This is a genomic window from Alcaligenes sp. PF14, assembly GCF_037150615.1.
GTDB classification, from domain to species: domain Bacteria; phylum Pseudomonadota; class Gammaproteobacteria; order Burkholderiales; family Burkholderiaceae_B; genus Alcaligenes; species Alcaligenes phenolicus.
On record NZ_JBAGRS010000006.1, the window covers coordinates 53589 to 80033 of the forward strand.

The 26445-nt window shown below is 58.6% G+C and carries 25 protein-coding genes; 15 read left to right on the forward strand and 10 right to left on the reverse strand.

Annotation, left to right across the window (positions count from 1 at the left end):
- The 3 genes from WFM49_RS13730 to WFM49_RS13740 are packed head-to-tail and all read left to right on the forward strand — an operon-like array spanning nt 1 to nt 2942.
- Nucleotides 1-1230 carry an NAD(P)/FAD-dependent oxidoreductase gene (locus WFM49_RS13730; RefSeq protein ID WP_254002488.1) on the forward strand — a complete coding sequence of 410 codons (1230 nt, stop codon included), beginning with the start codon at nt 1-3 and terminating at the stop codon, nt 1228-1230.
- Nucleotides 1223-1513: a (2Fe-2S)-binding protein gene (locus tag WFM49_RS13735; RefSeq protein WP_080655528.1), complete on the forward strand. Its 291-nt coding sequence runs from the start codon at nt 1223-1225 to the stop codon at nt 1511-1513. Before WFM49_RS13730 ends, WFM49_RS13735 begins: the two co-directional genes overlap by 8 nt.
- Complete coding sequence (locus WFM49_RS13740) at nt 1506-2942, forward strand: NAD(P)/FAD-dependent oxidoreductase (protein WP_336973784.1); 1437 nt, start codon at nt 1506-1508, stop codon at nt 2940-2942. The genes WFM49_RS13735 and WFM49_RS13740 overlap by 8 nt, the downstream gene beginning before the upstream one ends.
- Nucleotides 2943-3027: 85 nt before the next feature.
- Here WFM49_RS13740 and WFM49_RS13745 read toward each other — a convergent pair whose 3' ends face one another.
- From WFM49_RS13745 to WFM49_RS13775, 7 genes are all read right to left on the reverse strand, one after another.
- Complete coding sequence (locus WFM49_RS13745) at nt 3028-3702, reverse strand: GntR family transcriptional regulator (RefSeq protein WP_026483969.1); 675 nt, start codon at nt 3700-3702, stop codon at nt 3028-3030.
- A gap of 70 nt (nt 3703-3772) precedes the next feature.
- Nucleotides 3773-5542: a TRAP transporter large permease gene (locus WFM49_RS13750; RefSeq protein ID WP_336973786.1), complete on the reverse strand. Its 1770-nt coding sequence runs from the start codon at nt 5540-5542 to the stop codon at nt 3773-3775.
- Nucleotides 5539-6132, reverse strand: a complete 594-nt coding sequence (locus WFM49_RS13755; RefSeq protein ID WP_060186779.1) for a TRAP transporter small permease subunit — start codon at nt 6130-6132, stop codon at nt 5539-5541. Before WFM49_RS13755 ends, WFM49_RS13750 begins: the two co-directional genes overlap by 4 nt.
- A gap of 169 nt (nt 6133-6301) precedes the next feature.
- Nucleotides 6302-7312 carry a PDR/VanB family oxidoreductase gene (locus WFM49_RS13760; RefSeq protein ID WP_336973788.1) on the reverse strand — a complete coding sequence of 337 codons (1011 nt, stop codon included), beginning with the start codon at nt 7310-7312 and terminating at the stop codon, nt 6302-6304.
- A 51-nt stretch (nt 7313-7363) separates the two neighbouring features.
- Nucleotides 7364-8869, reverse strand: a complete 1506-nt coding sequence (locus WFM49_RS13765) for a Rieske 2Fe-2S domain-containing protein (RefSeq protein WP_250756382.1) — start codon at nt 8867-8869, stop codon at nt 7364-7366.
- A gap of 34 nt (nt 8870-8903) precedes the next feature.
- The gene (gene ilvC / locus WFM49_RS13770; protein WP_336974045.1) at nt 8904-9965 is read right to left on the reverse strand and encodes a ketol-acid reductoisomerase; all 1062 of its coding nucleotides are present in this window, start codon (nt 9963-9965) and stop codon (nt 8904-8906) included.
- 74 nt (nt 9966-10039) lie between these two features.
- A complete protein-coding gene (locus tag WFM49_RS13775) occupies nt 10040-10945 on the reverse strand; it encodes a LysR substrate-binding domain-containing protein (protein WP_083055143.1) in 906 nt (301 codons plus the stop codon).
- Nucleotides 10946-11114: 169 nt separating this feature from the next.
- On the opposite strand from WFM49_RS13775, the gene WFM49_RS13780 reads away from it, so the two are divergent.
- The 11 genes from WFM49_RS13780 (at nt 11115) to WFM49_RS13830 (ending at nt 22385) form a co-directional block, all read left to right on the forward strand.
- A complete protein-coding gene (locus WFM49_RS13780) occupies nt 11115-11954 on the forward strand; it encodes a class II aldolase/adducin family protein (protein ID WP_060186776.1) in 840 nt (279 codons plus the stop codon).
- A gap of 74 nt (nt 11955-12028) precedes the next feature.
- Complete coding sequence (locus WFM49_RS13785) at nt 12029-13111, forward strand: TRAP transporter substrate-binding protein (RefSeq protein ID WP_336973792.1); 1083 nt, start codon at nt 12029-12031, stop codon at nt 13109-13111.
- A gap of 330 nt (nt 13112-13441) precedes the next feature.
- Nucleotides 13442-14599: an ABC transporter substrate-binding protein gene (locus tag WFM49_RS13790; protein WP_009461449.1), complete on the forward strand. Its 1158-nt coding sequence runs from the start codon at nt 13442-13444 to the stop codon at nt 14597-14599.
- A 79-nt stretch (nt 14600-14678) separates the two neighbouring features.
- The gene (locus WFM49_RS13795) at nt 14679-15524 is read left to right on the forward strand and encodes a branched-chain amino acid ABC transporter permease (protein ID WP_021447158.1); all 846 of its coding nucleotides are present in this window, start codon (nt 14679-14681) and stop codon (nt 15522-15524) included.
- A complete protein-coding gene (locus WFM49_RS13800; RefSeq protein ID WP_021447157.1) occupies nt 15521-16501 on the forward strand; it encodes a branched-chain amino acid ABC transporter permease in 981 nt (326 codons plus the stop codon). Before WFM49_RS13795 ends, WFM49_RS13800 begins: the two co-directional genes overlap by 4 nt.
- Complete coding sequence (locus tag WFM49_RS13805) at nt 16498-18105, forward strand: ATP-binding cassette domain-containing protein (protein ID WP_336973795.1); 1608 nt, start codon at nt 16498-16500, stop codon at nt 18103-18105. Before WFM49_RS13800 ends, WFM49_RS13805 begins: the two co-directional genes overlap by 4 nt.
- The gene (locus WFM49_RS13810) at nt 18098-19615 is read left to right on the forward strand and encodes a class I adenylate-forming enzyme family protein (RefSeq protein ID WP_035269397.1); all 1518 of its coding nucleotides are present in this window, start codon (nt 18098-18100) and stop codon (nt 19613-19615) included. The genes WFM49_RS13805 and WFM49_RS13810 overlap by 8 nt, the downstream gene beginning before the upstream one ends.
- Nucleotides 19615-19986, forward strand: a complete 372-nt coding sequence (locus tag WFM49_RS13815) for a hypothetical protein (protein WP_336973798.1) — start codon at nt 19615-19617, stop codon at nt 19984-19986. Before WFM49_RS13810 ends, WFM49_RS13815 begins: the two co-directional genes overlap by 1 nt.
- A gap of 2 nt (nt 19987-19988) precedes the next feature.
- Entirely contained in the window at nt 19989-20789 is an 801-nt protein-coding gene (locus WFM49_RS13820; RefSeq protein ID WP_009461464.1) for an alpha/beta fold hydrolase, read from the forward strand.
- A gap of 12 nt (nt 20790-20801) precedes the next feature.
- Entirely contained in the window at nt 20802-21569 is a 768-nt protein-coding gene (locus WFM49_RS13825; RefSeq protein ID WP_009461466.1) for a GntR family transcriptional regulator, read from the forward strand.
- Between the two features lie 27 nt (nt 21570-21596).
- Complete coding sequence (locus WFM49_RS13830) at nt 21597-22385, forward strand: enoyl-CoA hydratase/isomerase family protein (RefSeq protein WP_021447154.1); 789 nt, start codon at nt 21597-21599, stop codon at nt 22383-22385.
- A gap of 389 nt (nt 22386-22774) precedes the next feature.
- Here the strand turns inward: WFM49_RS13830 and WFM49_RS13835 are convergent, their stop codons facing one another.
- The 3 genes from WFM49_RS13835 to WFM49_RS13845 are packed head-to-tail and all read right to left on the reverse strand — an operon-like array spanning nt 22775 to nt 25294.
- Entirely contained in the window at nt 22775-23530 is a 756-nt protein-coding gene (locus WFM49_RS13835; RefSeq protein WP_336973803.1) for an arylmalonate decarboxylase, read from the reverse strand.
- A 17-nt stretch (nt 23531-23547) separates the two neighbouring features.
- A complete protein-coding gene (locus WFM49_RS13840; RefSeq protein ID WP_009461472.1) occupies nt 23548-24516 on the reverse strand; it encodes a Bug family tripartite tricarboxylate transporter substrate binding protein in 969 nt (322 codons plus the stop codon).
- Between the two features lie 49 nt (nt 24517-24565).
- Nucleotides 24566-25294 carry a GntR family transcriptional regulator gene (locus WFM49_RS13845; RefSeq protein WP_009461474.1) on the reverse strand — a complete coding sequence of 243 codons (729 nt, stop codon included), beginning with the start codon at nt 25292-25294 and terminating at the stop codon, nt 24566-24568.
- Nucleotides 25295-25502: 208 nt separating this feature from the next.
- Between WFM49_RS13845 and WFM49_RS13850 the strand changes: the two genes are divergently transcribed.
- Complete coding sequence (locus WFM49_RS13850) at nt 25503-26429, forward strand: DMT family transporter (RefSeq protein WP_250756388.1); 927 nt, start codon at nt 25503-25505, stop codon at nt 26427-26429.
- Nucleotides 26430-26445: the final 16 nt, after the last annotated feature.

Sequence of the window (26445 nt, forward strand, 5' to 3'; positions counted from 1 at the left end):
ATGAGCCCCAAGCCTGATTCTCTTTCCCCCCTACCTGCCTGTGCCCCTGGCACCCTGCCCACCCGGACGGATGTCCTGATCATTGGCGGCGGGCTGCTGGGCTGCGCCGCTGCCTACTATTTGAGCCTGGCGGGAGTGCCCGTTACCTTGATCGAACAAGGTGAGCTGGGCCTGCAGGCATCCAGCCAGAATGCGGGCAGCCTGCATTTCCAGATGGAATACCGCATGATCGAGGCGGGGCTGGAGGCCAGCAAACGCGCCTTGCAAGCCATGCCCTTGCATGTGGACGCCATTGCCCGCTGGCGGGCTTTGGAGGATCAGTTGGGTGTATCTGTGGGTGTGCGCCAGAAAGGCGGCTTCATGCTGGCAGAGACGGCCCAGCAAGCCCAGGTTCTGGAACAAAAAAGCCGTCTGGAAAACCAGGCCGGCCTGAAGGTCGAGCTACTGGACCGGGCCGCTTTACAAGCCAAAGCGCCCTATTTGTCGGACTCCGTGCTGATGGGGGCTTTTTGTGCTGACGAAGGCAAGGCCGACCCGCGCCGTGCCAGTCTGGCCCTGGCCGCCGCCGCACGTGCCTTGGGAGCACAGATCGTCAGCCAATGCCAGGTGGTGGACTTGAGGCGAGTGGGTTCTGACTGGCAAGCCCAGGTGCTCAGTGGCGAGCAATGTCGCAGCAAGCAGGTTCTGATTGCGGCCGGTGTCTGGTCCGGGCGTATTGCGCAAATGACCGGCTCGCAGTTACCTGTCAGCCCGATTGCCCTGACCATGACCGCCACCGCACGCACCGCGCCCTTTATGGATTACCTGTTCCAGCACGTGGGACGACGTCTGTCCTTGAAGCAAACGGCTGAAGGCACGGTGCTAATTGGCGGCGGCTGGCCTTCCACACTGCATCACCGTAAGGGGATAGCGGATCTGGAACGCAAACCCAGTCTGAACCTGGATTCTTTGCAACGCAGCGTACAGACCGCCTGCAGTGTCGTCCCCCAACTGGCCACCTTGCCTGTCTTGCGCTCCTGGACCGGGGTGACCTCTCTGGTGTCGGACCAACTGCCATTGCTGGGCCAAGTGCCGCACCGCCCCGGTTTGTTCATTGCTACTGGTGGAGCCGCCTTCACCCTAGGTTTGACCTACGCCCACTTGCTGATAGCGCAGATGCTGGGCCAGCCGCCCAGCCTGGATATCTCTGCCTACGATCCTGATCGTTTTAGGAGTTTGACCTTTGCCTGACGCACAACGTTTGCTGCACAAACGCCAGCGCTTCGAGCCTGCCGTGGTGACAATCAATGGTCATGAGACAGCCTGTTATCTCGGTGAAACCGTGGCGACGGTTTTGCTGGCGGCCGGAGTCGGCGCTTTTCGTCGCACCGCCAGTGGTGCGCCACGTCGTCCGGTGTGCAATATGGGCGTGTGCTTTGACTGCATCGTGACCATTGACGGTGTGCAGGGGCAGCGCAGTTGCATGACTACGGTGCGTAGCGGTATGCAGATCGAGGTAGCCGACGATGTCTGACATTCTGGACTTATTGATTGTGGGGGCAGGTCCGGCAGGACTGTCTGCGGCTCGAGTCGCCAGCTCACAGGGTTTAAGCGTGGCCGTGCTGGACGAGCAGCCGCGCTTTGGCGGACAGGTATTCCGGCAGGCACCCGAGGAGTTTGCGGCAGCGGACCCGGACTCCATGCACACCTATCCTTTTTCACACAGCTTGTTTGCCTGGGCACGGGCCACCACGGCTGTGCAGTGGCATTTCAGTACCCTGGTGTGGGGGATTTTTGACGACCCGCAGGATGAGCATGTGCGTCAGATCGGCACTGCTGGCCCACAGGGCGCCTCCGTGCTGAAAGCACGCCGGGTGTTGATTGCGACCGGGGCCTATGACTTGCCCGTGGCCTTTCCGGGTTGGACCTTGCCGGGCGTGCTGAGCGCCGGTGGTGTGCAAACCATGATCAAGAGCCAAAGCCTGCTGCCGGGACAGCGTTTTCTGTTGGTGGGCGGCCATCCCCTGCTGCTTCTGGTCGCTGAGTTGTTGCTGGATGCCGGTGCACAGATTGCCGAAGTTGCCATCGCCCGCAGCTTGCCGTCCATAAAGGAAATGCTGCGCGCTACGCGTGCCCTGCCCGGACAGTCCCGGCTGGTTAAACAACTGCTGGCGATCTTGTTGAAACTGCGTCGTCATGGCGTGCCTTTGCGCTTTGCAACGGGTATAGAGCGTGTCTATGGGGACGAGTCCGTTCAGGCTGCCACGCTATGTAAATTGGATCAAAACTGGCACGCCATTGCGGGTACACAAAGGCGTGTAGAGGCCGATACGGTGGTTGTGGGCTATGGCCTGCTCGCCAGTACTGAATTGGCGCGCCAGGCAGGTTGTGCCGTGCGGTGGGACAGTGCCGCTGGCGGCTGGCTGGTGCAGCATGACGAGAGGCTGCACAGCACTCAGTCAGGTGTGCTGGTTGCCGGGGAGCAAACGGGCATTGCAGGGGCATTCAATGCCCATTTGCAAGGTGAGTTGGCCGCGTGGCAATGTGTGCTGGAGTTGCAGCAGCCAGTTGCCGAGACAGAGATAGCAAAAACCATTGCTGACCTGCAACTGCGCCTGGGTCGTAATCGTCGTTTTACCGACACCGTTATTGCCTTGTCTGCCCCCAAGCTGGAGGCACTGGCCCAGGCAATCACCCCGGATACAGTGGTGTGCCGCTGCGAGGAAGTCACGGCACAGGAGGTGAATCAGTTTCTGGACGCCCATCCTTATGTCACGGACATCAATAGCATCAAATTGGCCTGTCGTACCGGAATGGGCATGTGCCAGGGGCGCTACTGCCAACACACCGTGGCGCAGATGCTGGCCAGCCGTTTGGGCCGGGGCATAGATCAAGTGGGAATTTACAAGGCTCAAGCGCCAGTGAAGCCTGTGCCGGTCGCGGCGTTGGCGCATATGGAGTAAGAGGGGCTTCTAACACAGGACGTACAGTGCAATGAAGAACGCCCCTTTTTTACAGGGGCGCTCTGTCCTTGGTTTTGTATTGTTCTTACACTGGCTGTTCCAGTATTTCCTGCAGGCGGGTCAGCAGCTTGTCGCTGGCGTTGTGCATATGCCGCTCGCAGATGGCAAGGGCGCCTGCTTCGTCGCCCGATGCTATGGCCGCAGCCAGTTCTTCATGCTCGTCCCAGATGGACAGACGCTGCTCTGCCGATTGCAGTACCGCCCCCATGACACGCCGCAGGTGTACCCAATGAACCTGCGCACTCTCGGCGATCATGGGGTTGCCCGACGCTTCGTAAATTGCTTTGTGAAAGGCTTCGTCGGCTTCGATCATGGCGCGTACGTCATGACCACGAGCAACCTTGCGGCCCAGACGGATCAGGTCCGGGTCCAGTACGGCGCTTTGACGGGCCGCCAGTTTGGTAGCCAATGCTTCCAATGCGCCACGAACTTGATACAGGTGCCCGATATGTTCCAGATCCAGTGGGGCCACCATGACGCCCCGCCCTTCGGCATCTTGTAGCAGCCCATCTTTTTTCAGCAACTGGATGGCCTGCAACACGGGCGAGCGGGACACGTTGAGCTGCTCGGCAATGTCTTCCTGAGTGATGCGCGAGCCGGGGGCCAGAGAGCCGTCGCTGATGGCATCGAGCAGGATGCGATAGACCTCGTCAACATAGTGTGGACGGGCCTGCAACTTACCGGAAAGCTTGGCATGCATGAGGTCTGGAACTCCGCTACAAACAAAAAACAAGTTAAGGCCGCAGCCTGGCTGCGGCCCTGGGTTTACATCAGGGCGTGGTCCGCATGGATTGCAAGAGCGCAGCCATGGGGTCCTGGTCTGACGTCGCTTGTACCTCGAACGGGTTGCTTAGCGGATCGTCTGCCTGTGTCGCATCTAGGCTGAGCATGGGGGCGGGACGGTTCAGCTGGAGCAGGATTTCTTCTTCGCTCAGGCTGACTGTCTTGTGCAAGCCTCCCGTTACCAGTTGCGGATAGGCGATGACGATTCCTACCACCAGCAATTGTAGTACGACGAAGTAGGCTGAGCCTTTCCAGATCTGCTGGGTACGAACCCTTGGAATAGTTTGCTGGCTAACGGAATCCACATAGTCGGATCGGGGTGCCACGCTGCGCAAATACAACAAGGCAAAACCGAACGGGGGTGTCAGAAAGGATGTCTGCAGGACCAGGGCAATGACAATCCCGAACCAGATCAGATCAATGCCCAGACTGTTGGCAACGGGCGCTAACAGCGGGACCACAATAAACGCAATTTCGAAGAAGTCCAGGAACATGCCCAGCACAAAGATGATGGCGCTGACGGCAATGACAAAACCCAGTTCGCCGCCGGGAATGGCATCAAACAGGTGCTCTACCCACAGGTGGCCGTCTGCGGCACTGAATGTGAAGCTGAAGACGGTGGAGCCGATCAGGATGAACATCACAAAAATAGCCAGCTTGGCGGTATTTTCCAGAGCTTGATTGAGCAAGGACCAGTTCAGGCGTTTGCGTATCAAGGCCAGTATCAGCGCGCCAATTGCACCCATGGCACCGCCTTCTGTTGGTGTAGCAATTCCCAGGAATATGGTGCCAAGGACCAGAAAGATCAGGATGACTGGCGGGATCAGGGCGAAGACGAAGCGTTCGGCCAGTTGCGAGAGCAGTCCCCATCCTGTCACGCGATTTACCGTCGCAAACAGCAGCGCACTCAGGGAGGCGACAACCAGGGCGGTGATGGCCACTTGATCCGTGGGGGCCTGAGCCGGCTGGGAAAAGACCTGGGCCATGACTTCGTTGTGCAGGCCTGCCCAGGTAAACCCGATGAAGGCGCACAGCAGGACCAACATGCCCAGCGACCGTCGTCCGCTTGCACCAGTGGCTGTCACCTGACTTCTGGCCTGTTCTGGCAGTGCTGGCATCCAGGAAGGACGGATCAAGGCCAGAACAATGACGAATGTAATGTAGATCACCAGCAGCAAGAGACCGGGGCCCAGTGCCGCTGCGTACATGTCTCCGACTGAGCGGCCCAATTGATCGGCCATCACAATCAGGACCAGAGACGGCGGCAATGCCTGTACCAGAGCACCTGAGGCGGTGATGACGCCCGTAGCAATTTCCGGTTTGTAGCCGTAGCGCAGCATGACGGGCAAGGAGATCAGGCCCATGGAGATCACCACAGCCGATGTGACGCCGGTGGAGGCGGCCAGAAGGGCCCCTACCAGGACAACCGAAACGGCCAGGCCACCACGGACAGCACCAAAGAGCTGACCCATGGTTTCAAGCAGGTCTTCGGCCATGCCCGAGCGTTCCAGAATGATGCCCATCAAGGTGAAAAAGGGGATGGCCAGCATGGTTTCGTTTTGCATGATGCCAAAGATGCGTAGCGGCAAAACCTGGAACAGATTGGTCGGAAACAGGTCCAGTGCAATGCCTAGTACGCCAAATACCAGGCCGGTGGCGGCCAGCCCGAAGGCTACAGGAAAGCCGGTCAGCAAGAGCACAATCAGGCTCAGAAACATGATGGGGACGAAGTAGTCCGTGATAAAGGTGGCAATCATCGTGCGCCCTCCTGTGCGGTCGATAGCGCTTCGGCTGGCACATGAATAGGCGTGTCCTGGGCATTATCTTCAGCAATGCAGTCCGGCCCTTTGCCTGTCAGGAACAGGATACGTTTGACCAGCTCGGCCAAGCCCTGAAGCAACAGCAGGCTAAAGCCGGCAGGAATCAGCAGGTAGGCGGGCCAGCGCACCAGCCCGCCGGCATTGCCGGACATTTCACCCGAATGCCAGGCGGCGGTGAAAAATCCCCAGCTCAGGTTGATGACAAAAATACAGAACGGGATCAGGACGACAACAATCCCGGCGATGTCCACCAGGTTGCGTCCCCGCGCCCCCAGGCGGGTGGAAACGAAGTCGATACGAACATGGCTGTTATGCAGAAATGCGTAGCCTCCTCCCAAGAGAAAGACAGCCGCATACAGGTACCACTGAGCTTCCAGCATGCCGTTGGAGCTCAGGTCAAAAGCCTTGCGAGTGATGGCGTTGCTGGCGCTCAGAATGGTGGTGGCCAGCAATAGCCATTTGATGATGAATCCGATACAGCGGTTCAGGTGGTCTATTCCCCCCACCATGGTTTTCAATGCAGTCATTGTTGTCTCCGCGAATATTGTTGTGTTCGTCGTTGTGCTGCCGGGGAGTGTTTGATGGCGGCCGTGTGCAAGCCGCGTTGTAGCAGGTGCTGTGGTGACTCCTTGGGCCATGAGCGTGCCCGAAGTAAATGGGGTGTGCCCTGGCGGGAGCCAGGACCAGGAGATGGCCTTACAGGTCCAGAACCAGTACGCCCGAACGTGCGCGTGAAACGCAGGCGGTCAGGCAGTGGCTTTGCTCGTCGGGACTGAGGATGTAGTCCTGGTGATCCACATCGCCTTGCAGGTAGTTGATGCGGCATGTGCCACACAGGCCCGATACGCAGGAGGTGGCAATCGGCACACCGGCTTGCGCCAAGGCATCGCTCAGGGATTGATCGGGAGCAACCTCAATGCACTGGCCGGTACTGGCAATCTGCGCCACGAAGGCACCGGGAGGCAGGGTATTGGCATTCGGGGCAGGTTCAGGCGCCTTGAAGTGTTCGCAATGCACGGAACCGGCAGGCCAGTGCGAACTGGCCTGGGCACAGGCTTGCATGAAGCCGGCCGGGCCGCAGTAATACACGTGGGTGCCTTCAGCTGCATTGGCAAGCAAGTCCTGCAGGTTCAGACCTTGTGCGGGATTGCCGTTGTCCAGATGCAGATGCAGGCGGCCTTGCTCTTGCCATGTGAGCAGTTCGGAGCCAAAGGCGGCCGTGTCGTGGCTGCGAGTGCAGTAGTGCAATTCAAAGGGCTGGCCCTGCGATTCCAGAAAGTGGGCCATCGCCTTGATGGGGGTGATGCCTATCCCCCCGGCCAGCAAGATGGAGCGGCGTGCGTTCGGGTCCAGTCGGAAATGATTTCGGGGCGTGCTGACGGTGACTTGCTGCTGGACCTGCAAGGCGTCGTGCAAGGTGCGTGAGCCGCCTCGTCCATTGGCATCGCGCAGGACAGCAATGACGTAACGATGACGCTCATGAGGCGGGTTGCACAGCGAGTATTGGCGGATCAGGCCGGGTTGAATATGTACGTCTATATGGGCACCGGCCTCAAAGGCGGGCAACTCGCCACCCTGAGGACAGCTGAGTTCATAAGAATTGATGCCTTGTGCTTCGTAGCGGATTTGCCGGATCCGCAGTGACAGCAGCCCGTCCGGGTTGGTAGCCGCCTGGACGGGAGTGGCGGGTTCTGCAATGGCGTTCATGGCGCTCTCCGTATGGGGCACCCGCCCCTTTGGAGCGGGTGCGGCAGGCGATCAGGATTCAGCAGCAACAGCGCTGAGCGATTGTTGAAGTTCCTGCATGCTCTGTTTGACGAAAGCCTCGCGTTCCGAGCCTTTCAGATTGTCGGCCGAGGTCAGGATGCGCACGATTTCGCGCGTGGCATGTCGGCGGCGTGCGACTTCCTGGGCCAAATCCTCGGACTCGGGAATCGCCAGGACATTGCCCGAGCAATAGCTGTTGGGGGCACCCCCACAGTCTTTCAGCCATTGGGCAAAGCCTTCGGGGGTCGCGGCAGGGTTGGAGCCACGCAAGGCATCGCGCAACATCTTGCGGAACATGTACAGCCCGGCGTCGAACTTGGTCGGGTTCTCCAGGGCATGGACCGCAATCGGGCGCTGGCTGATGATGGCCTCGTAATCGCCCGGTGCCTGCTGGCATTCCTTGTAGTTGTGACGGGCACGGTGGTCGGACGGGATGGGTGGCAGATCTTCCAGCTTGTATTGCCCAAAGCGCTCGGGACGGCGCATCGCAACCTGCCCTTCCAGAAAGTCGATGGTCTCGTAGCCCACCATATCCTTGTTGCCCACTCCGCGTGTATCAATGCCAGGGCCCATGACGCGCCAGCCAATCATCTTGCTGTTCTGGTCGTCCACGGGGACGGTCCAGCGCACGATGTGAAAGCGGCTGAAAAACTTTTGCTGGGCACCGTCTTCGGACGTGTAGGCATGCAGGCTCAGATTGGGCAGGACCTGGTGCTGAACACGGATAAACAGATTGTCCTTGCTGGCACGACGCGCACCCGCGCAGGCCAGGCTGCGGCCATTGTGTACCGGGATGAACTGCATGTCGGGGGCTACTTCCATGGAGGCTGCGCCCACCTCATCAAACGTGGTGCCCTGGTAGTTGCCGCCTACCACGTTCTTGGCAGCGTGCAGTGCGGTGGGGTGGAAGTTGTCAGCGGCATTGTCTTGTACTTGCAGCCAGTTGCAGTGCTGGAAGTTGCTGAAAGCCACCAGTTCATCACCAGGCATGACGGTGAAGTTTTCTTCCCATTCGGGGAAGGGAGGTTCGGCATCGGGTGGGCCCATATAGGCAAAAATCAGGCCATGGCGCTCGAAGGCTTTGTAAGCACCCTGGCGGATGGAGCAGGCGTACTTTTCGCCCTCGGCCTCTTCGCCTTTCGGATAAGGGACATGCAGACAGGTTCCGTCTACGTCGAACACCATGCCGTGATAGCAGCACATAATGCCCTTTTCCTGGATGGCACCGTATTCCAGGGAAGCGCCACGGTGGGCGCAATGGGCGTGCAGCAGGCCGATCTGACCGCTCTTGTCGCGAAAGGCGACCAGTTCTTCACCCAGTATTTTCAGGAAACGTGGGGTGTCGGTCAGTTCCGCTGCCATGCAGACGGGATGCCAGAAGCGGCGCATGTATTCGCCCATGGGCGTACCAGGACCGACTTCGGTCAACTCAGGGTCGTGATCAGGAATGCGGTTGGTGTAATAGCCGCCGTAGGGAATCAGTTTCTTTTCGGTCATGTCGTCCTCGTGTATAGATCAATGGTGGAAAGGGTCAGGCTACTTTTCGGTCGACCAGCGCCTGGGCGCTGATCCAGGGCATCATGGCGCGCAGCTGCTCGCCGACGATTTCAAGGCGGTGGCGCTGGTTCAGGCGTCGATGGGCATTCAAGGAGGGTTGGCCGGCACGGCTTTCCAGGATGAAATTCTTGGCATAGGTGCCGTCCTGGATGTCGCGCAGCAAGACTTTCATGGCCTGGCGTGTGTCTTCGGTCACGATGCGTGGACCGGCCTGGTATTCGCCAAACTCGGCATTGTTGGAGATGCTGTAGTTCAGGTTGGCGATGCCACCCTCGTACAGCAGATCCACAATCAGCTTCAGTTCATGCAGGCATTCGAAATAGGCCATTTCTTCGGCATAGCCCGCCTCAACCAAGGTTTCGAATCCACACTTGACCAGATCCACCATGCCGCCACAGAGCACCGCCTGCTCGCCAAACAAATCCGTTTCGGTTTCTTCACGAAAATCGGTTTCGATGACGCCGGAGCGTCCGCCGCCATTGGCGATGGCGTAGGACAAGGCCAAGTCACGAGCCTGACCGGAACGGTCGGCATGAATGGCGATCAGGTGGGGAACCCCGCCGCCTTCCACGTAGGTGGAGCGCACCGTGTGGCCGGGTGCCTTGGGGGCGACCATGATGATGTCCAGATCGTCGCGGGGCTGGATCTGGCCGTAATGGATGTTGAAACCGTGGGCAAAGCCCAGCGTGGCGCCGGGGCGGATATGGGGGGCGACTTCCTGCTCGTAGACGCGGGCAATGTCCTCGTCAGGCAGCAGCATCATCACGATATCGGCTTGTTGAACGGCAGACGCGATGTCTGCCACAGCCAGACGGGCAATGGCGGCCTTTTGACGCGAGGCACTGTTGGGGCGCAAACCCACGACCACTTCCACGCCAGAATCACGCAGATTCAATGCGTGAGCATGGCCTTGAGAGCCGTAGCCGATGATGGCAACCCGGCGTTGCTGCACCAGGGCCAGATCGCCGTCCTTGTCATAAAACACCTTCATACTGCCTCCTTTTTGTGAGTTCTGTGTTCTGTATACAGAGTTCAGTATTGTGGGGCGATATTCGAGGTGTCAAGGAAAAATTGGCAGGTCGGGGGAAATCCCTAGGACAGAAATTTTGCTTAGCGCATCGGGGTCAGGCTGGCCTCGCGCAGCAGCCATTCACGCAGGTGTTCAACGCGTTTAAGCGTGTCGCGGTGATTGCGGTAGTAGAGAAAATGCATCTCGCGTTGCAGGCTGCGACCATTGGGGGCGGGCAAGACGATCAGTTCCCGATTGTCCAGTTCGCGTTCGGCAAAGCGTTGTGTTTCCAGGCAGACACCCAACTGGTCCACCGCTGCTGCAACTGCCATGGCACCGCGGTCAAAGGACAGACGTGGACCGGGGGAGGAGGCCATGCCATTGCTGCCAAACCAGTCAGCCCAGCTGACCGGACTGATGGTGGAATCGATCAAGGGCAAATGCAGGTACCAGGGCTGATGCAGAGCCAGACTGGCATAGAGTTTGGGCGAGCATAAAGGCAACAGGGGTTCAGGATGCAGCGACTCCACCACCAGCCTAGGGTCGTGGCTGGGGGCATGTCCGTAGCTGATCACGCAGTCAATGTCGGTGGACTGGTGCAGATCGGGCGGCGTGGCATCCGTGCGCAAATGGATGGCTAAGCCGGGATGATCCCGCATGAAAGCATGTAGACGGGGCCCCAGCCATTTCACCGCCAGGCTGGGAGCGCAATGCACGGTCAAGGCGTGCGTACCCCCGCTCTCGCCTTGTGTGTCCTCGCAAAGCCGGGCCAGCTTGTCCAGCAAGGGAGTCAGTTCCCGATAGAACTCCTGGCCTTGGCTGTTCAAGCTGACACGCCGGTTGTGACGGACGAACAGGCTGCGTCCCAGATGAGTCTCCAGGCTTTTGACCTGATGGCTGATCGCGGAAGGAGTCAGGTGCAGCTCATCGGCCGCCAGGCTGAAACTCTCCAGACGGGCAGCGGATTCAAAGGCTCGTAGCCAGGCGAAATTAGGGATGGCTCGCATAAGGGTGCCTTAAACAGATGAATATTTTTAATCAATAGCTGAAAAAGCTTCGTTTGTCATTCATGGTTTTCGACCTCTACCATGGTTTTACGTTTCACCCGTACGCTGCGCTGGATGGGCTGGCGTGCGGGCAACGCAACATCTTGCCGAACCCGAAGGAGACCTTCCCATGAACGCTAAACCCGATATCAATGAAATTTTGGCCATGACGGGCCGAAAGTCCATTTACCAGCCCGAGCAGCAGGGCCTGATCTATCCCGAAGAGCCCCAGTTTGAGTCTTTTGAAGAAGCGCGCACGCATTTGAAGCAGCGCCTGGTGGCCGCCTGCCGTGCCTTTGCCCTGCATGGTCTGGACTATGGCTTTGCTGGTCACCTGACCATCCGTGATCCCGAGCATCCCAGCTTGTACTGGACCAATCCCATGGCCGTGCACTTTGCCGATGTGAAGGTTTCGAACCTGATTCTGGCGGACCACGAAGGCAAAGTGGTGGAAGGCGATTACGCGGTGAACCGTGCCGGCTTTGTCCTGCATGCTGCGGTTCACGAAGCACATCCCGACATCGTTGCCATGTGCCATGCCCATACGGTTTATGGCACTGCGTTTGCCTCACTGGGCCAGGAAATCCTGCCTATTACGCAGGATGCCGCCGCCTTTTTTGAAGACCATGTTGTCATTCGCGAAGAAGCGGGTCAGGTTGCCGTGGAAACCAAGGCTGGTCACAAAGTGGCTAATGCCTTTGCGGGCGTCAAGGCAGCCATTCACCAGAACCATGGTTTGCTGACGGCCAGCCGCCACAGCATTGAAGCCGCCGCTTTCTGGTTCATTGCGCTGGAACGCTGCTGCCAGCAGCAATTGATGATTGCAGCAACCGGCATGACGCCAACACTGGTGACCCCCGAACGTGCCCGTTACAGCCGTGAGCACGTAGGGAGCGAATACATTGGCTGGCTGCACTTTCAGCCGATCTGGGAAAACCTGTTGCGCACCCAGCCCGATATGTTTGATTGATTCGTCCCGCAGGCAGCTTGATCCGTTGGGGGCAAGCTGCTGACTTTGCATAAATAAAACGAGGAGACACAAGCGTGGAACGACGAGCAATGCTGAAACTGACCGGCCTGGCCGGCATTGTGGCCAGTGGCATGGCCCCTGCGGTCGTCAAGGCGCAAGAGAATTTGCGCTGGCGACTGGCATCGAGCTTTCCCAAGCACCTGGATACGATTTATGGCGGTGGGGAAGTCTTTGCGCAGAAAGTGCGCGAGCTTAGCGATGGCAAGTTCAATATCTCCGTGCATGCGGGTGGGGAGTTGATGCCGGCCATGGGTGTAGTCGATGCGCTGGAACAGAACTCGGTGGAAGCGGCTCACACGGCGCCCTACTATTTCTTTGGGAAGAATGAGGCGTTTGCCTTGAGCTGTGCCATTCCGTTTGGCATGAACTCTCGCCAGCTGACGGCCTGGATGTATCACGGCAATGGCTTGAGGCTGACACGTGATTTTTATGCTAACTACAACATCGTCAACTTCCCCTGTGGCAACAGCGGTGTGCAGATGGGTGGCTGGTTTCGCAAGCAGATCAATACCCCGGAAGACATACGGGGCCTGAAGATTCGGATTGGTGGATTGCCCGGTAAAGTCATCGAGAAGCTGGGTGGCATTCCGCAAAACATCGCCGGTGGCGAGGTGTACCAGGCGCTGGAAAAAGGCGTTATTGATGCCGCCGAGTGGGTGGGGCCGTATGACGATTTGCGACTGGGCTTTCACAAGGTCGCGCCCTATTACTATTACCCAGGCTGGTGGGAGGGTTCAGTAGGGCTGGATCTGCTGGTCAACAAGAAAGCGTATGACGGCTTGTCGCAGCACTACAAAGATATTGTCTCGGCAGCCAGCACGTATGCGCATCTGGATATGCAGGCCAAATACGATGCCCGTAACCCAGGTGCCCTGAAAGAACTGGTCGGTCAGGGAGCCAAAGTCTTGCCTTTCTCCAAGGAAGTGCTGGATGCCTCATTCAAGGCGAGTGAGGAACTGTATGCCGAACTGAATGCAAGCAATCCGCAATGGCGTACGATTTATGCGGATTACCGTGCGTTCCAAAAGGATGAGCTGCTGTGGTTCCGCTTCGCGGAAGCACGCTTTGATCAGTACATGCAGACCGTGTCTTTATGAATGAGTGGTAGGAGTAGCCGGACCTCGAGGCCGCTTTCTGTTATGGAAAGCGGCTTTTTTTTGTGTCTGGGAGCAGGTGGTTTCAACCCCACTATTTAGCGGAATACATGCCCAGGCCATGATTTTTTTATATAAATGTATAGATTAACGTCCGTACAAATAAACCGACAGACTGCGTCGGTGTTTTCCCTTAAATTCAGGCGTATTCCCCTGTGGGCGCTGGTTATAAGGTCATTATCAATCCATATTTCCATAGACAAGTATCGGCTCCTTATTATATTGTTCGTATCAAACAACAATTATGTCCGGTCAATTAATAGGAGCAGGTCCATGAAAAACGGGATACGGGGTGTACTGGCAGCAGCAGGGATGGTGGCCGCGCTGGGCGCGCAGGCTCAAACGCTCAAGCTGGGTGTGGTAGGAGGCATGACAGGTCCAGGCGCGCCCTGGGGGCTGGCTATTGATGGTGGCGTGAAAATCGCCGTGGATGAAATCAATCAGGCCGGTGGCCTGGAAGTGGGCGACAAGAAGTACAAGGTTGAAGTGCTGACCTACGACGACCACTACAAGGCAGCGGATGCAGTAACCGCCACCAACCGTCTGATCGATCAGGACGAAGTGAAATACATCATCGGCCCGATTGGCTCGGCCTCGGTCATGGCCATGAAGCCGATTACCGAGCGCAACAAGGTCATCATGCTGTCCAACAGCTACTCGACCGAAGTGCTGGATGCAAACACGCAATACATGTTCCGCGTGCTGCCTACGCAGTACGAATACAACCGTCAGCTGATCGGCTGGTTGAAGCAGGAACGCCCCGAGCTGAAGCGTCTGGCGATCCTGTCGCCTAACGATGCAACCGGCTGGAGTACGCAAAAGATCCAGACCGCTGCATACAAGGACGCCGGTTACGACGTGGCTGAAACCAAGTTCTTCGAGCGCTCGCAAAACGATTTCCGCACCTTGCTGACCAGCATTCTGGCCAAGAACGTGGACTTCATCGAGCTGGACACCGTGCCACCTGGCCCGGCCGGGATCGTGATACGTCAGGCACGTGAAATGGGCTTCAAAGGCCAGTTCACCAAGTTTGGTGGCAATAACGTGGCTGAAACCGTGAAGTCTGCCGGTGCGGACAATGCGGAAGGAACCTTGGTGTATTTGTCTGCCGATCCGTCCAGCGAACCGTACCAGAAGCTGAGCCAGGCTTACGCCAAGGTCCACAGCAACAGCATGGATGACTTCGTTTTCTACTTCTACGATGCCACCCGCCTGCTGTTCAAGGCCATTAACGAAGCTGGCACCGTGGACGATACCGATGCCGTGCGTGCCCGCATTGAAGCCAATAGCAGCTTTGACGGTATTCAAGGCGCGATTGTGTGGGGCGGAAAGGATGTCTATGGCGTGAACCACCAGATCGCCACCCCGGCCTACCTGGGTGTGATCGAGGGCGGCAAGGCCAAGGTCATCAACAAGTTCGACGCCCGCTAATTACCGGTTTTGTTTCAGTACGCACTCCGCCACGGCGGTGGAGTGCACCTTGATACGGTTAGCAATTATGCAGATCGCAATGCAAATCGCCATCATCGCCCTGATGTCCACGTTCGTGTACGCCCTGGTTGCCCTGGGTTTCACGCTGGTGTTTGGCATCTTGCGGGTGGTGAACTTCGCTCACGGCGAGTTCTACATGCTGGGCGCTTACGCCATGTATGTGTTTTATGGTCAGTTTGGCTGGCCCTACCTGCCCTCTATCGCGGCTGCTGCCGTGCTGGTGGGATTTCTGGGCTTACTGGCTGAACGCGGCCTGTTCCGTCGCTTTGTCGGCGACGAGATGGGCGGCATGATCATGTCCCTGGCTTTGGCGATTACCTTGCAGGCGGGGATCTCGCTGCTGTTCTCGGTGGACGAGCAATCGGTACGCCGTCCGGTGGAAGGTGCATGGCAAATTGGCCAAGCCTTTTTCGCCAAGGATCAATTGCTGATCGTAGGCATGAGTGTGCTGGCGCTGGCCGCCTTCTATTTTCTGATCGAGCGCACCCGTATCGGCATGACGATACGTGCGGTGGCGCAGGATCGGGAAGTGGCACGTCTGCAAGGCGTCAGTTCCTGGAAGATCATGGCCTTCACCTTTGCCTTGAGCTGCGGCCTGGCCGGCTTGTCGGGTGCCCTGATGGCGCCGGTCTACACCGTGCACCCCTATATGGGCGAAGCCGTGGTGGTGAAAGCCTTCATTATTGTGGTTCTGGGTGGTCTGGGCAGCTTGCCCGGTGCGGTGGTTGCCGCCCTGATTCTGAGTGTTACCGAGGCCGTGGCGTCAACCTTCTATAACGCGACCGTGGCCACCATGTTGTCCTTCCTGATCGTGATGGCCGTGTTGCTGGTCAAACCCAGCGGTTTGATGGGGAAATCGTCATGAGCGCGATCAAAACTGCTTCTTTCTATCCGCGTGATGGCGCCCTGCAATGGGTCTGGCATGCCGTTGTGGTCGCGGTGCTGCTGGGCTGGCCCGTGTGGGCCGGACAGCCTCGCTTTGCCCTGCATCTGGCCATCATGGTGTCGCTGTACGCCTGCCTGGCCATGAGCATGAATCTGGTTTTGCGCATCGGCCAGCTTTCGCTGGCGCATGGCGCCTTGTTCGGGCTGGGGGCGTATGCCTCGGCCATTTTGAGTCGAGATTATGGCTGGTCCTTTCCAGCCGCGTTTTTGGGCGCCGGAGTGCTGACGGCAGCATTAGCTGTGATCACCGGCCCTATTTTTATGCGTATCAAGGGTGTGCATTTCGCACTCTTGACCTTCGCCCTTGGCGAAGCCGTGGTGCTGTGCTTTATCGAGTTCCACGAACTGTTTGGCGGCAATAACGGCTTTGGCCAGATTCCGGCCCTGCAAGCCAGCTTGCCGATTCCTGAAGGGCGTTACGGCGTTTATCTGGTGACGGTCAGCTTTGCCTTGGTGGTGTATTTCGTGCTGCGGGCCTTGTACCGCCGCGAATGGGGCATGGTGGCGGACTCTTTGCATCAGAACGAGCAATTGGTGCGTTCCGGTGGTTTGAATGTGCTGCGCTTTCGGGTCAGTGTGTTTGTCCTCAGCGCCCTGATTGCCGGCTGGACAGGCAGCTTGTATGCCCACTACCAAGGCTATATCTCGCCTGATTCCTTCGGTTTCTGGACAGCGGTGAATGCCGTCATCATGAATGTGCTGGGTGGTGTGGGTGCCCTGGCTGGTGCCGTGGTGGGGGCCGCAATCCTGATCCCCCTGCCCGAGTTGCTGCGCGACTTGCAGCAGTATCAGCGCCTGATCTATGGCCTGACTTTGATTTTGCTGCTCTTGTTCATGCCGCAAGGTTTGGCGGGTCTGTGGCGTAAGTGGCGCGGCGCGCGCAAGGAGGCAGCATGAGCGTGCAATTGAATGTTCAGGGTCTTAGCCGACATTTTGGTGGGATCCGCGCGGTGGACGAGGTGTCCTTCAGCACGGCTCCCGGTCAGATTACCGGCTTGATCGGCCCCAACGGCGCCGGTAAAACCACGCTGTTCAATCTGATTGCCGGTACGACCAAGCCCAGCGCGGGTGCTGTCACCATGGATGGTGCCGCGATTACGGGTCGCCCGGCCGCGTCCTTGGCGCGCCAGGGTCTGGTGCGTACCTTCCAGATGACGCATGTATTTGCAGGCCACACGGTATTTGAAAACCTGTATCGCGCGGCTCTGTTCCGTCAGTTTCCTTCGCCCTGGTCGCTGTTCAACCCTTGGGGTGTGCGCCGTGGCCGCGAAGAGGCCGCGCGACAGGCAGAACAAGCCTTGGCCTTGATTGGCCTGGAGTCTGTAGCCGATGAGCAGGCCGATTCGCTGGCCTATGGCTTACAGAAGATTTTGGGTGTGGGTATGGCCCTGACAGCCATGCCCCGCCTTCTTTTAATGGATGAGCCCGCTGCTGGCCTGAACCCGGTGGAAACCGTGGCTATGGCCGACCTGATTGAACGCATCCACGCCAGTGGCATTGATGTGGTGGTGGTCGAGCACGATATGGGCCTGGTGATGCGCCTGTGCCAAAAGCTGGTGGTGCTGGTTAACGGTCGTTTGCTGGCCGAAGGCCCGACCGCACAAGTGCGTCAGGACCCGCGGGTGATTGAAGCCTATCTGGGTGCGGATCTGGACAAGGAGCCTGGGCTGGAGCCAGCAGTGGAAGCCCGCGCAGCGCAAAACGGGACGGGACACTCGGCTTCGGTCTCTACAGCTGGTCAGGGAGCTGCCAAGGTCAGCAAGCCTGCGCCCATGCTGGAAATCAAGGACTTGAGCGTGTCCTATGGCGCAGTACGGGCCTTGGACAAGGTCAGTTTTGCGGTGGAAGAAGCCAGTGTGTGCGCCGTGATCGGAGCCAATGGAGCGGGTAAATCGACCCTGATGAAAGCCATTAGCGGTCTGGTGCCGGTTGCTGGGGGAGAAATCCTGCTGGAAGGCCAGCCTATCCAGAACTTGAGTGCAGAACGCCGTGTGAATCTGGGTATTGCCCTGTCTCCTGAAGGCCGTCGCCTGTTCCCGGAACTGACGGTACGCGAGAACCTCTTGATGGGGGCCTATCTGCGTCGCGATCAGGTCGACATTACGGTGGATCTGGAGCGTATTTATGGCTACTTTCCGCGCCTGTTGGAGCGCGAGCAAAGCCAGGGGCGTCATCTCTCGGGCGGCGAGCAGCAAATGTGTGCGATTGGCCGAGCCCTGATGTCCCGGCCCCGCCTGCTCTTGCTGGATGAACCCTCCCTGGGTCTGGCCCCGGCGGTCACCTTGGAAGTGGCCCGTGCGATTCGTCAGATCAGCCAGGACGGCACCACGATTGTGCTGGTGGAGCAGAACGCTCGCCTGGCGCTGAAGTTGTCGAATCACGCCGTTGTGCTGGAAACCGGGCGCTTGAGTCTGGCGGGCGACAGCAAAGACATCATGAATAACCCACAAATTGCAGCAGCCTATCTGGGCCACGCCGCAGAGGCTTCGCATCATGCCTAATATTTACCAGGTCGCCATGTTTAATGCCGAACGCTACCCCGACAAGGTAGCGGTCTCGGACGAGCGCCAGGCCTTGTCCTTTGGCCAGTTCTGCGCGCGTGCGCGCGCCTTGTCGGCTTATTTGAAAGGGTTGGGCGTACAGCCGGGGGATCGGGTGGCCATCATGACGCCCAATTCCATCGATTATCTGGCCTTGCTGCATGCCACGGCCGTAGGCGGTTTTTCTCTGGTGCCGGTGAACACCCGTTACGGCGCCGCCGAACTGCGTTACTTGCTGGATGATGCCCAGCCTACCGTGTGCATTGTGGACCCGGCCTACCGTCCCTTGCGCGAGCAGATCGAGTCCGAAGGTGGTTTGAACAGTGCTGTGCAGTGGCTGGAGCATTTGCCTGAGTCCTTGCCCGATCACCGTGCGGATGATCCGGTGCAGCACCGCTTTGGCCGTGTGGGGGATGAAGATGTAGCCATCATCATGTACACCTCGGGTACGACCTCAGCCCCCAAGGGGGCCATGCTGACACACGGCAATTTGTCGGCCAATGCGGTGAACTACATCATGGAGCTGGGCATTGATGCCAACAGCCGCTCCTTGCTGGCGACACCCTTGTTTCACATTGGCGGCTTCGGGGTGGTGAATGGCCCCATTCTGTATGCCGGTGGCAGCTTGCATGTGGTTCCGCGTTTTGAGGCCGACGCCGTCATGGACGCACTGCGTCTGTACCAGCCTACGCATGTGTTCCTGTTGTCGGCCATGTGGGTGGGCTTGACCGATCACCCTGAGTTTAAAGAGCTGTCCCTGCCCGGTGCCCAGTTTGTGCAAACTGCGGCTGCGCCTTTGGGCCAGTGGCGTCAGGATTTGATCCGCACCGTGTTTCCCAATGCTGAATTCAGCTGGGGCTTTGGCATGACGGAGAGCTGTGTCACCACCATCAAGAATCGCTACACGCAGGAGATTCTGGAGCATCCCGGTTCCATCGGTTACCTGTGGCGGCATGTGCAGTATCGACTGGTTGATGCCGACGGCAAGGTGCTGCCCGATCAGCGCGGGCCGGGCGAAATGCAGGTGCGTGGCCCGACCGTGTTCAAAGGCTATTGGCGACAGCCCGAGCTGACTGCCCAGGTGCTGGATGCCGATGGCTGGCTGCACACGGGCGATTTGATTCGGGTGGACGATGAAGGCTTTGCCTATTTCATGGGCCGCAGCAAAGATATGATCAAGACAGGTGGCGAGAACGTGGCCGCGCTGGAAGTGGAAAACTGTCTGGCCAGCCACACCGATGTGCGCGAGGCCGCCGCCTTTGGCCTGCCCCACGAGTATTGGGGCGAAGAGCTGGTTGCCGCGATTGTGCCCGCTAATGGCCGTGAGCCGGATGTGGAAGTGCTGCGCGAGTTTTGTCGGGAAAAACTGTCCGGCTTTAAAGTACCCAAACGCATCTTTATTGTGGATTCCCTGCCCCAGTCCTCTTCGGGCAAAGTGCAGAAGTTCCTTCTTCGACAAAGGTATGTCTGATGCTGACGTCTTTATCTCTGTTTGACCCTGCCGTGCTGGCTGCCTGGGCCAAGCGCGCCCGCGCCAATGATTTTGTACGGCAGCATAGTGTCCTGGCCGATGTTTGCGTGGCGCTGCGCAATACCGACACCGGCGAGCATAGTTGGCTGGCCGTGTCCGAACAGGATGTGCAGGCGGGCACCGGCCCGCGCGAGGTGCCGTTCTGGCTGGAAGGCGATAGTGCTGCTTTTGCGGATCTGGCCCAGGGCTTTCCATTTAACCGCTTGGTGCGTCAGCACCGTCTGGTTGTGGGAGGCGATTTGCGCGCCTGCGTGCAGAACTGGATGTTGTTGTACGCCCTGACCCGCCTGACGGGCGAGCTGGAGGTCTGAGCATGCCTTATGTGACAACCGCGGATGGTATCCGCGCCTATTACGATCTGGCCGGTTCCGGTCCGGCCTTGGTGATGGTGCACGGCGCCAGTCAGGACAGTCTGTCCTGGCAATATGTGCTGGACCACTTTGCGCCCTTTTACACGGTGTATGCGCTGGATTTACCCGGTCACGGCAAGAGCGGCATGCCATTGGGTGGACCTCATACCGCCACCCCGCAAAACGCTCAGTATCTGCTGCAATTTCTGGATGCGGCAGGTATCCAGAATCCGGTCTTGATGGGACACTCCATGGGCGGGGGTGTTGTCGCCCAGGCCGCTGCCATGGCGCCCGAGCGTATTCGTGGCCTGGTGCTGGTCGATGGCGCTTCGGTGAACGTAGTGAAATCCTCCGGCTATAACCCGCGCATTCTGGAGATGGCGCGTATTAATCCGGGAGACTGGTTTGAAGTGACCTTTCGCACCTTGATGGGCACCCTGTCCGACCCGGCCCGTGCGCTGGAAGTGGTGACGGATGCCCGTCGTTGCATTCCGGCGGTGGCCTTTGCGGATATCTGCGCTTTTGGTGGTTTTCGCATGGAACAGATTCTGGACGATATCCGCTGCCCGGTGGTGATCGTGGAAGGCAGCGAGGACTGGTCCGTGCCGCCAGAGTCCGCCAGAGAGGTCGAACGCTTGCTGCGAGAAGGCAAAGTTCCGGTGGAATATATAGAATGGCCGGGCATCGGGCATTTTCCCCAAAGTGAATGTCCTGAGCAGTTCACCCGCGACACCCTGGCTGCGATGCGCCGCCTGTCTCTTTAAGCTGAAAACCGTATGGCAAACACCGAATCCCAGTCCAGCGCCAAGCCAACCCTGTATCAGAACATGAGCGATCGCTTGTTGGAGCTGATCCGTTCGGGCCATTACCCCGTCGGTTCCAAGCTGCCCACCGAGATGGAGCTGTGCGAGATGTACGGGGTCGGTCGGCACACGGCGCGTGAAGCCATACGCAAGCTGACCGATCTGGGTTTGATCGAGCGGCGTCGCCGTGCCGGTACCACCGTGATACGCCAGCATCCCAAGCCGCAATTTGGCCTGGCGCTGGACACCACGGACCAGTTGCAGCGCTATCTGGAATTTACCGATTTGCACGTGCATAAAAAGGCGGTTTGTGTGGATAAGCAGCCGCCTGAAACCGCGCTGGACGGTGAGCCGGCAGATTGGGTGAAGGTGGAAACCTACCGTAGTGTGCCGGGCAGCAAGCGCGGCATTTCTTGGACAGATATTTATCTGCGCAAGGAATACCAGGCGGTGGCTGACCTGATTTCCACCCAGCCCGGTGGTGTGTATCCGCTGTTGGAGGAGCACTGTGGCGAAGTGGTGGAAACCATCGAGATGGAAATCTCCGCCTCGCGCTTTCCCCCGCATGTTGCCCGCTTTCTGGGCTACGAGGACTCCGACCCGGCGCTGCTGATTATCCGTACCTTCCGCAATCTGGCGGGCAAGGTCATGGAAGTGGCGGTCAGCTTTTACCCACCTTATGAGTTCCGCTACGTCACGCGCCTGTCGCGCAGTGATGGGAGCCACCGCTCGCAGAGCTGATTTTTCCGAACCTTTGGGGAGACATTCATGAAACGCAAATATGGCCGCAGTGTGACGGTCAAGGTGACGGGCGACCATGCGCTGGTGCGCTTTGATCGCGGCGTGAACCGCAATGCTATTGATCAGGACACCTTGCTGGCCTTGACGCAGGTGGCGCAGGATCTGGCCTTGTCGCTGGAGATTCACACCGTGGTGCTGACCGGGGCCAAGGATATTTTCTCGGCCGGGATTGATCTGAAAGACCCGCAAAAGTGGAACGACGAGCAGGCAGGCTTGCTGGAACGCCGTGATGTGGCCCAGCGTGGTGCACGCTTGTGTCGCCTGTGGGAGGAACTGCCTCAGTTGACGATTGCCGCCATTGAAGGCGCCGCCGTCGGTGGTTCGGTTGCTCTGGCGCTGGCGTGTGATTGGCGTGTGGCATCGCAGTCATCCTTTTTGTATCTACCTGAAGCCAAGGTGGGCCTGAACATGGGCTGGGGCGCCATTCCACGCATGGTGAACATGCTGGGTGCCGCTCGCACCAAACGTGCCATCTTGCTGGCCGAACGCTTCGGTGCTGAACAGGCGCTGGACTGGGGCCTGCTGGATGAGGTCTGCGAGCCTGGTCAGGCCGTGGCGGTGGCACAGTCTTTGGCCAAGCGGGCTTCGGAGTCGCCTGCGGCGATTATCCGCATGACCAAGGAGTCGGTGAATCAGGTCGCCAATGCCATGAACCGTCTGGGCATTTATATGGATGCCGATCAGGCGCTGGTGTGTCGCGACAGTGTAGAAGGAGCCCAGGCGCGTGCGGGTTTTTTGTCCGCTGGTCGAGCCTAGATAAAACGGCTCTGCTTGGGGGCGGTCAGCGGACCGGCGACCAGGGCGGGAGAAGGTATTTTGTCGGACCGCGCTTGAGTGCGCTGCGGGCGCATCGCTTTTGATGTTGCAGAGGTCTGAACAATAAGTCCCACACCCAGCTTGGCTTGCAACCCAGAAGTTGGAGACTGCTCCAACCTTTGGGGGGGCATGACTACGTATGATGAGCAACATAAGCTGGACGTGGCCCAGCCCGAGCCTTGGTGAGACAGCCCTTTGCCTTGTTTTGATGCCAAACAGGTCACGACGGCCTGTGGGGCGGCACAATCTGCCTGGCGTTAGTGTCCGCAAATAGCGTGTTACGTGCCCCTATCCGCGTTTGCGGACAAGGGGCTATCTACATCGAGGTATCAGGCGGTTTGACGCTCTTGTGCCAGTCGTCCCATCCCTTGCGGAAATAAATCCAGGCCAGCTGTCGCCACCAGATCCCAGAAGCCAGCAGGCGAGCTGGACACGACAGTGACGCCCAGTTTGTCCTCGACCTGACGTACGGCTTCCAGCGATACCAGGCCTCCGCAAGACAGCAGCAAACCTTGTGCCTGACCGGGGGCCTGCTCTTGGGCGATGTCCCACGTCTTCAGACACAGGTCTACCAGCTCCTGCGTGCTGATTTTCGACATGGCCGTGACGTCGTTAACGCCTAGTCCATAAGCGCAGACGGCCTGGATCTGGTTCTGGCCCAGAAATCGGACCAGGCGCTGGTTTACGTCATCAATATAGGACGAGGCCACCGCTACCCGTTCGATGCCGCTGACACGCAGACCGCGCAAGATGGCATGGCTCATGGTGGAGCATGGCAAGCCGGTGGATTCGCGCAGACGTGTCACCAGCTCTTCGTTAAAGTCCGAGCCACGGTAAAAGCTCAGCGATGTTCCCATCAAGGACACGGCCTGGGCGCCACGGGCAGCCAGTTTCTGGGCTGCTTCCACCACCTGGTCAATAACCTGGTCATAGCCTTCCTTGTCCACCGAACTGAGCGCCAGACCTTGGGCGATGAAATCGATTTCCGGGTACATTTCCGGACCTTCCGGAGGCACCAGACCGGCGGCTGGCGGCACGATCAGGCCAAGTACGGGGCGCTGGGCGCCAGAGTTGTCAGTCGTCATAACAGTAGCTGCTTGTTTCATTGTTTAAAGTCGAGTTGGGCGGTCTTGATGACATTGGCCCAGCGTTCTGTTTCTTCACCCAGCCATTTTTCGGTGGCCTGGGCATCTTGATAACCGGCTACCGAACCTTGGGCCAGAAAGGCATCCTGTACTTGCTTTTGCTGCATGCTGTTTTCCAAGGCCTTGCTGACGGTGGCGATCAAGGCCGGGTCCACGTTTTGTGGGGCCAGCATGAACAGTGACGGTGTCACGCTATAGCCAGGAATGGTTTCCGAGACGCTGGGCAGATCGGGCATGCCGGGGAAGCGGCGCTCGGACAAGGTGGCCAGCAGACGAATGCGGCCGGAGTTGGCCAGGCCAATCGAGGAAGCCAGGCTGGCAAAGGACATGGACACTTCACCGGAGGCCAGAGCCTGACTGGCGGGAGCGCCACCGCGGTAAGGAACGTGCACCAGTTCGGTTTTGGTCTGCAAGGCGAACAGTTCACCACCCAGATGGTGCACCGAGCCTACGCCCACCGAGGCGAAGGTTTCTGTTTGAGGGGGCGCCTTGCGGATGGCCTCGATCAATTCGGCCACGGTTTTGACAGGGCTGTCGCCCGGAACGGCCAGCGCCAGATCAGACTGGCCCACCATACCGATAGGGGCGAAGTCACGCTGCAAGTCGTAGCGCAGCGCCGGGTAAATATATGGGGCGACCAGCAAGGAGGTATCGGCAAACAGCAGCGTGTTGCCATCGGCCTGGGATTTGGATACGTAGTCGGCAGAAATGGTGCCGCCTGCGCCGGATTTGTTTTCCACAATCACGGTGCGGTCCAGCTCCTTGCTTAGCGCCTGAGCGGTGACGCGGGCCAGGGTGTCGACCCCGCCGCCGGGGGCAAAACCCACGACCAGGCGAATGGGTTCGGCAGCGTGTAAAGCGGCCACAGGGCTTAATGTCAGGGCGAGCGCAGCCAGCGCACGCCGTGTGAAACGGCTTGCAAACATGAGAAAGTCTCCTCGGTATGAGTGGTAGTTTTTTTAGCTAATTATTAATTCAGTGCCGCATATAAAACCCGGCTAAAGGGTTGAGCTGGGCGTTTAGCCAGCTATAGCGCTCGCGCTTGTCGAACTCCCATTTCTCGGGATGGGCTTGGGCGACACGACGCAGGGATTCGGCCCCGGACAGCACATGGCTGGCCGCTGCCTGCATGGCGCTGGGGCCGTCACGTTGGGCCAGGGCCTGGGTCAGTGCCTGATGTTCATGCCAGGACTGCTCCATGCGGTTTTCCTGATCCAGATGGCGGTGGCGGTAAGGGTTGGTCAGACGGCGCAGATGTTCAATTTGCTGCACCATGAAGGTATTGCCGGCAATGCTGTGAATCAGGGCGTGCAATTCGGCGTTGTACGTGGCGTAGTCAGCCAGGCTTTTGTCCTGCAGGGCCTTGGCACCGCGCTTTTGCAAACGCTCCAGTTCGCGAATCTGGGCATTGCTGATGCGGTAGGCCGCCAGTTGCGTACAGGCACCTTCCAGCAAGGCCAGGGTTTCCAGCATTTCTTCCAGTTCTTCAATGGTGTGCTGGGTGACAAAAATCCCGGCGCGTGGGGCGATGCGCACTTGCCCGGTGGCCGCCAGTTGCAGCAAGGCTTCGCGCACCGGGGTGCGTGATACCCGGAAAAACGTGCACAGCAAGGATTCATCAATGGCGCTGCCCGGCGGCAGATCACCGCTGGCAATGCGGTGCTCCAGTTCGATTCGTACCCGGTCGGTATTGCTAAGCGTCATGTCTGTCTCCCAAGCCTTTTCCTGTTTTTTAGGCTTAAATGATTCTAGGGAGGGGTTTTTGATATATCAATTAAGGCTTATCCGAGGGTAAAGAAAGTTTTGCCCCGTTTTGATTCGGGAAAATTTCACGGATAATCATTTTTTGCCCCCCCCCTCTGCCCCTGTTCGGTCATAGGGGAAAGCACGCTATTTTTCGGATAAAAAAACCATGAGCGAAGAACGTAAACCGCTGGATGCGTTGGCCAGCGGCGCCATGCTGGTCCTGTGCCTGATCTGGAGCTTTCAGCAGATTTTGCTCAAGGCCACGGCCAATGACATGGCGCCTATTTTTCAGATCGGTTTGCGCTCGGGTGTGGCCTGTGTGCTGGTGGCTTTGCTGGTTCTGGTGCGCACGCACAAGCTTGCCTTCACCGAAGGGGCCTGGAAGCCGGGGCTGATGGCCGGTTTGCTGTTTGCGCTGGAGTATTTGCTGCTGGGTGAGAGCCTGCGTTTTACCTCCGCAGCGCACGTGGTGGTGTTTTTATATACCGCGCCCGTGTTTGCGGCTTTGGGCCTGCATATTCTCTTGCCGTCCGAGCGTCTGGCCCGCTTGCAATGGGTAGGGATCGGGCTGGCGGTGGCGGGTATCGCCATTACCTTTTTGGGCCCGGCCAGCATGGACGGGGCTGATCTGGGACGCATGTTGATCGGGGACTTGATGGCCTTGGCTGCCGGAGCCTTGTGGGGCTTTACCACCGTACTGATCCGCAGCACGCGCCTGTCTGCTGTGCCGCCTTCGGAAGCCTTGCTGTATCAGCTATTCAGCGCTTTTGTGATTTTGATGGTGGCCGCTGTCGTGACCGGGCAAACCGATATTAATTGGTCCGGCTTGCTGGGCGCCAGCCTGGTGTTCCAGTCTGTGGTGGTGGCGTTCTTGAGTTTTCTGGTCTGGTTCTGGTTGCTGCGTAATTATCAGGCGTCGCGCCTGGGGGTGTTTTCCTTCGCAACCCCTTTGTTCGGTGTTTTATTCGGCGCTTTCCTGCTGGGCGAGGCCATAGAACCCCGTTTTGTGATGGGCGCTTTACTGGTGTTGATGGGCATTACCCTGGTCAGTGCCTATAGCTGGATCAGTCAACTGCGACGTCGCAGAGCCTGATTGAAGCAGCGAAATG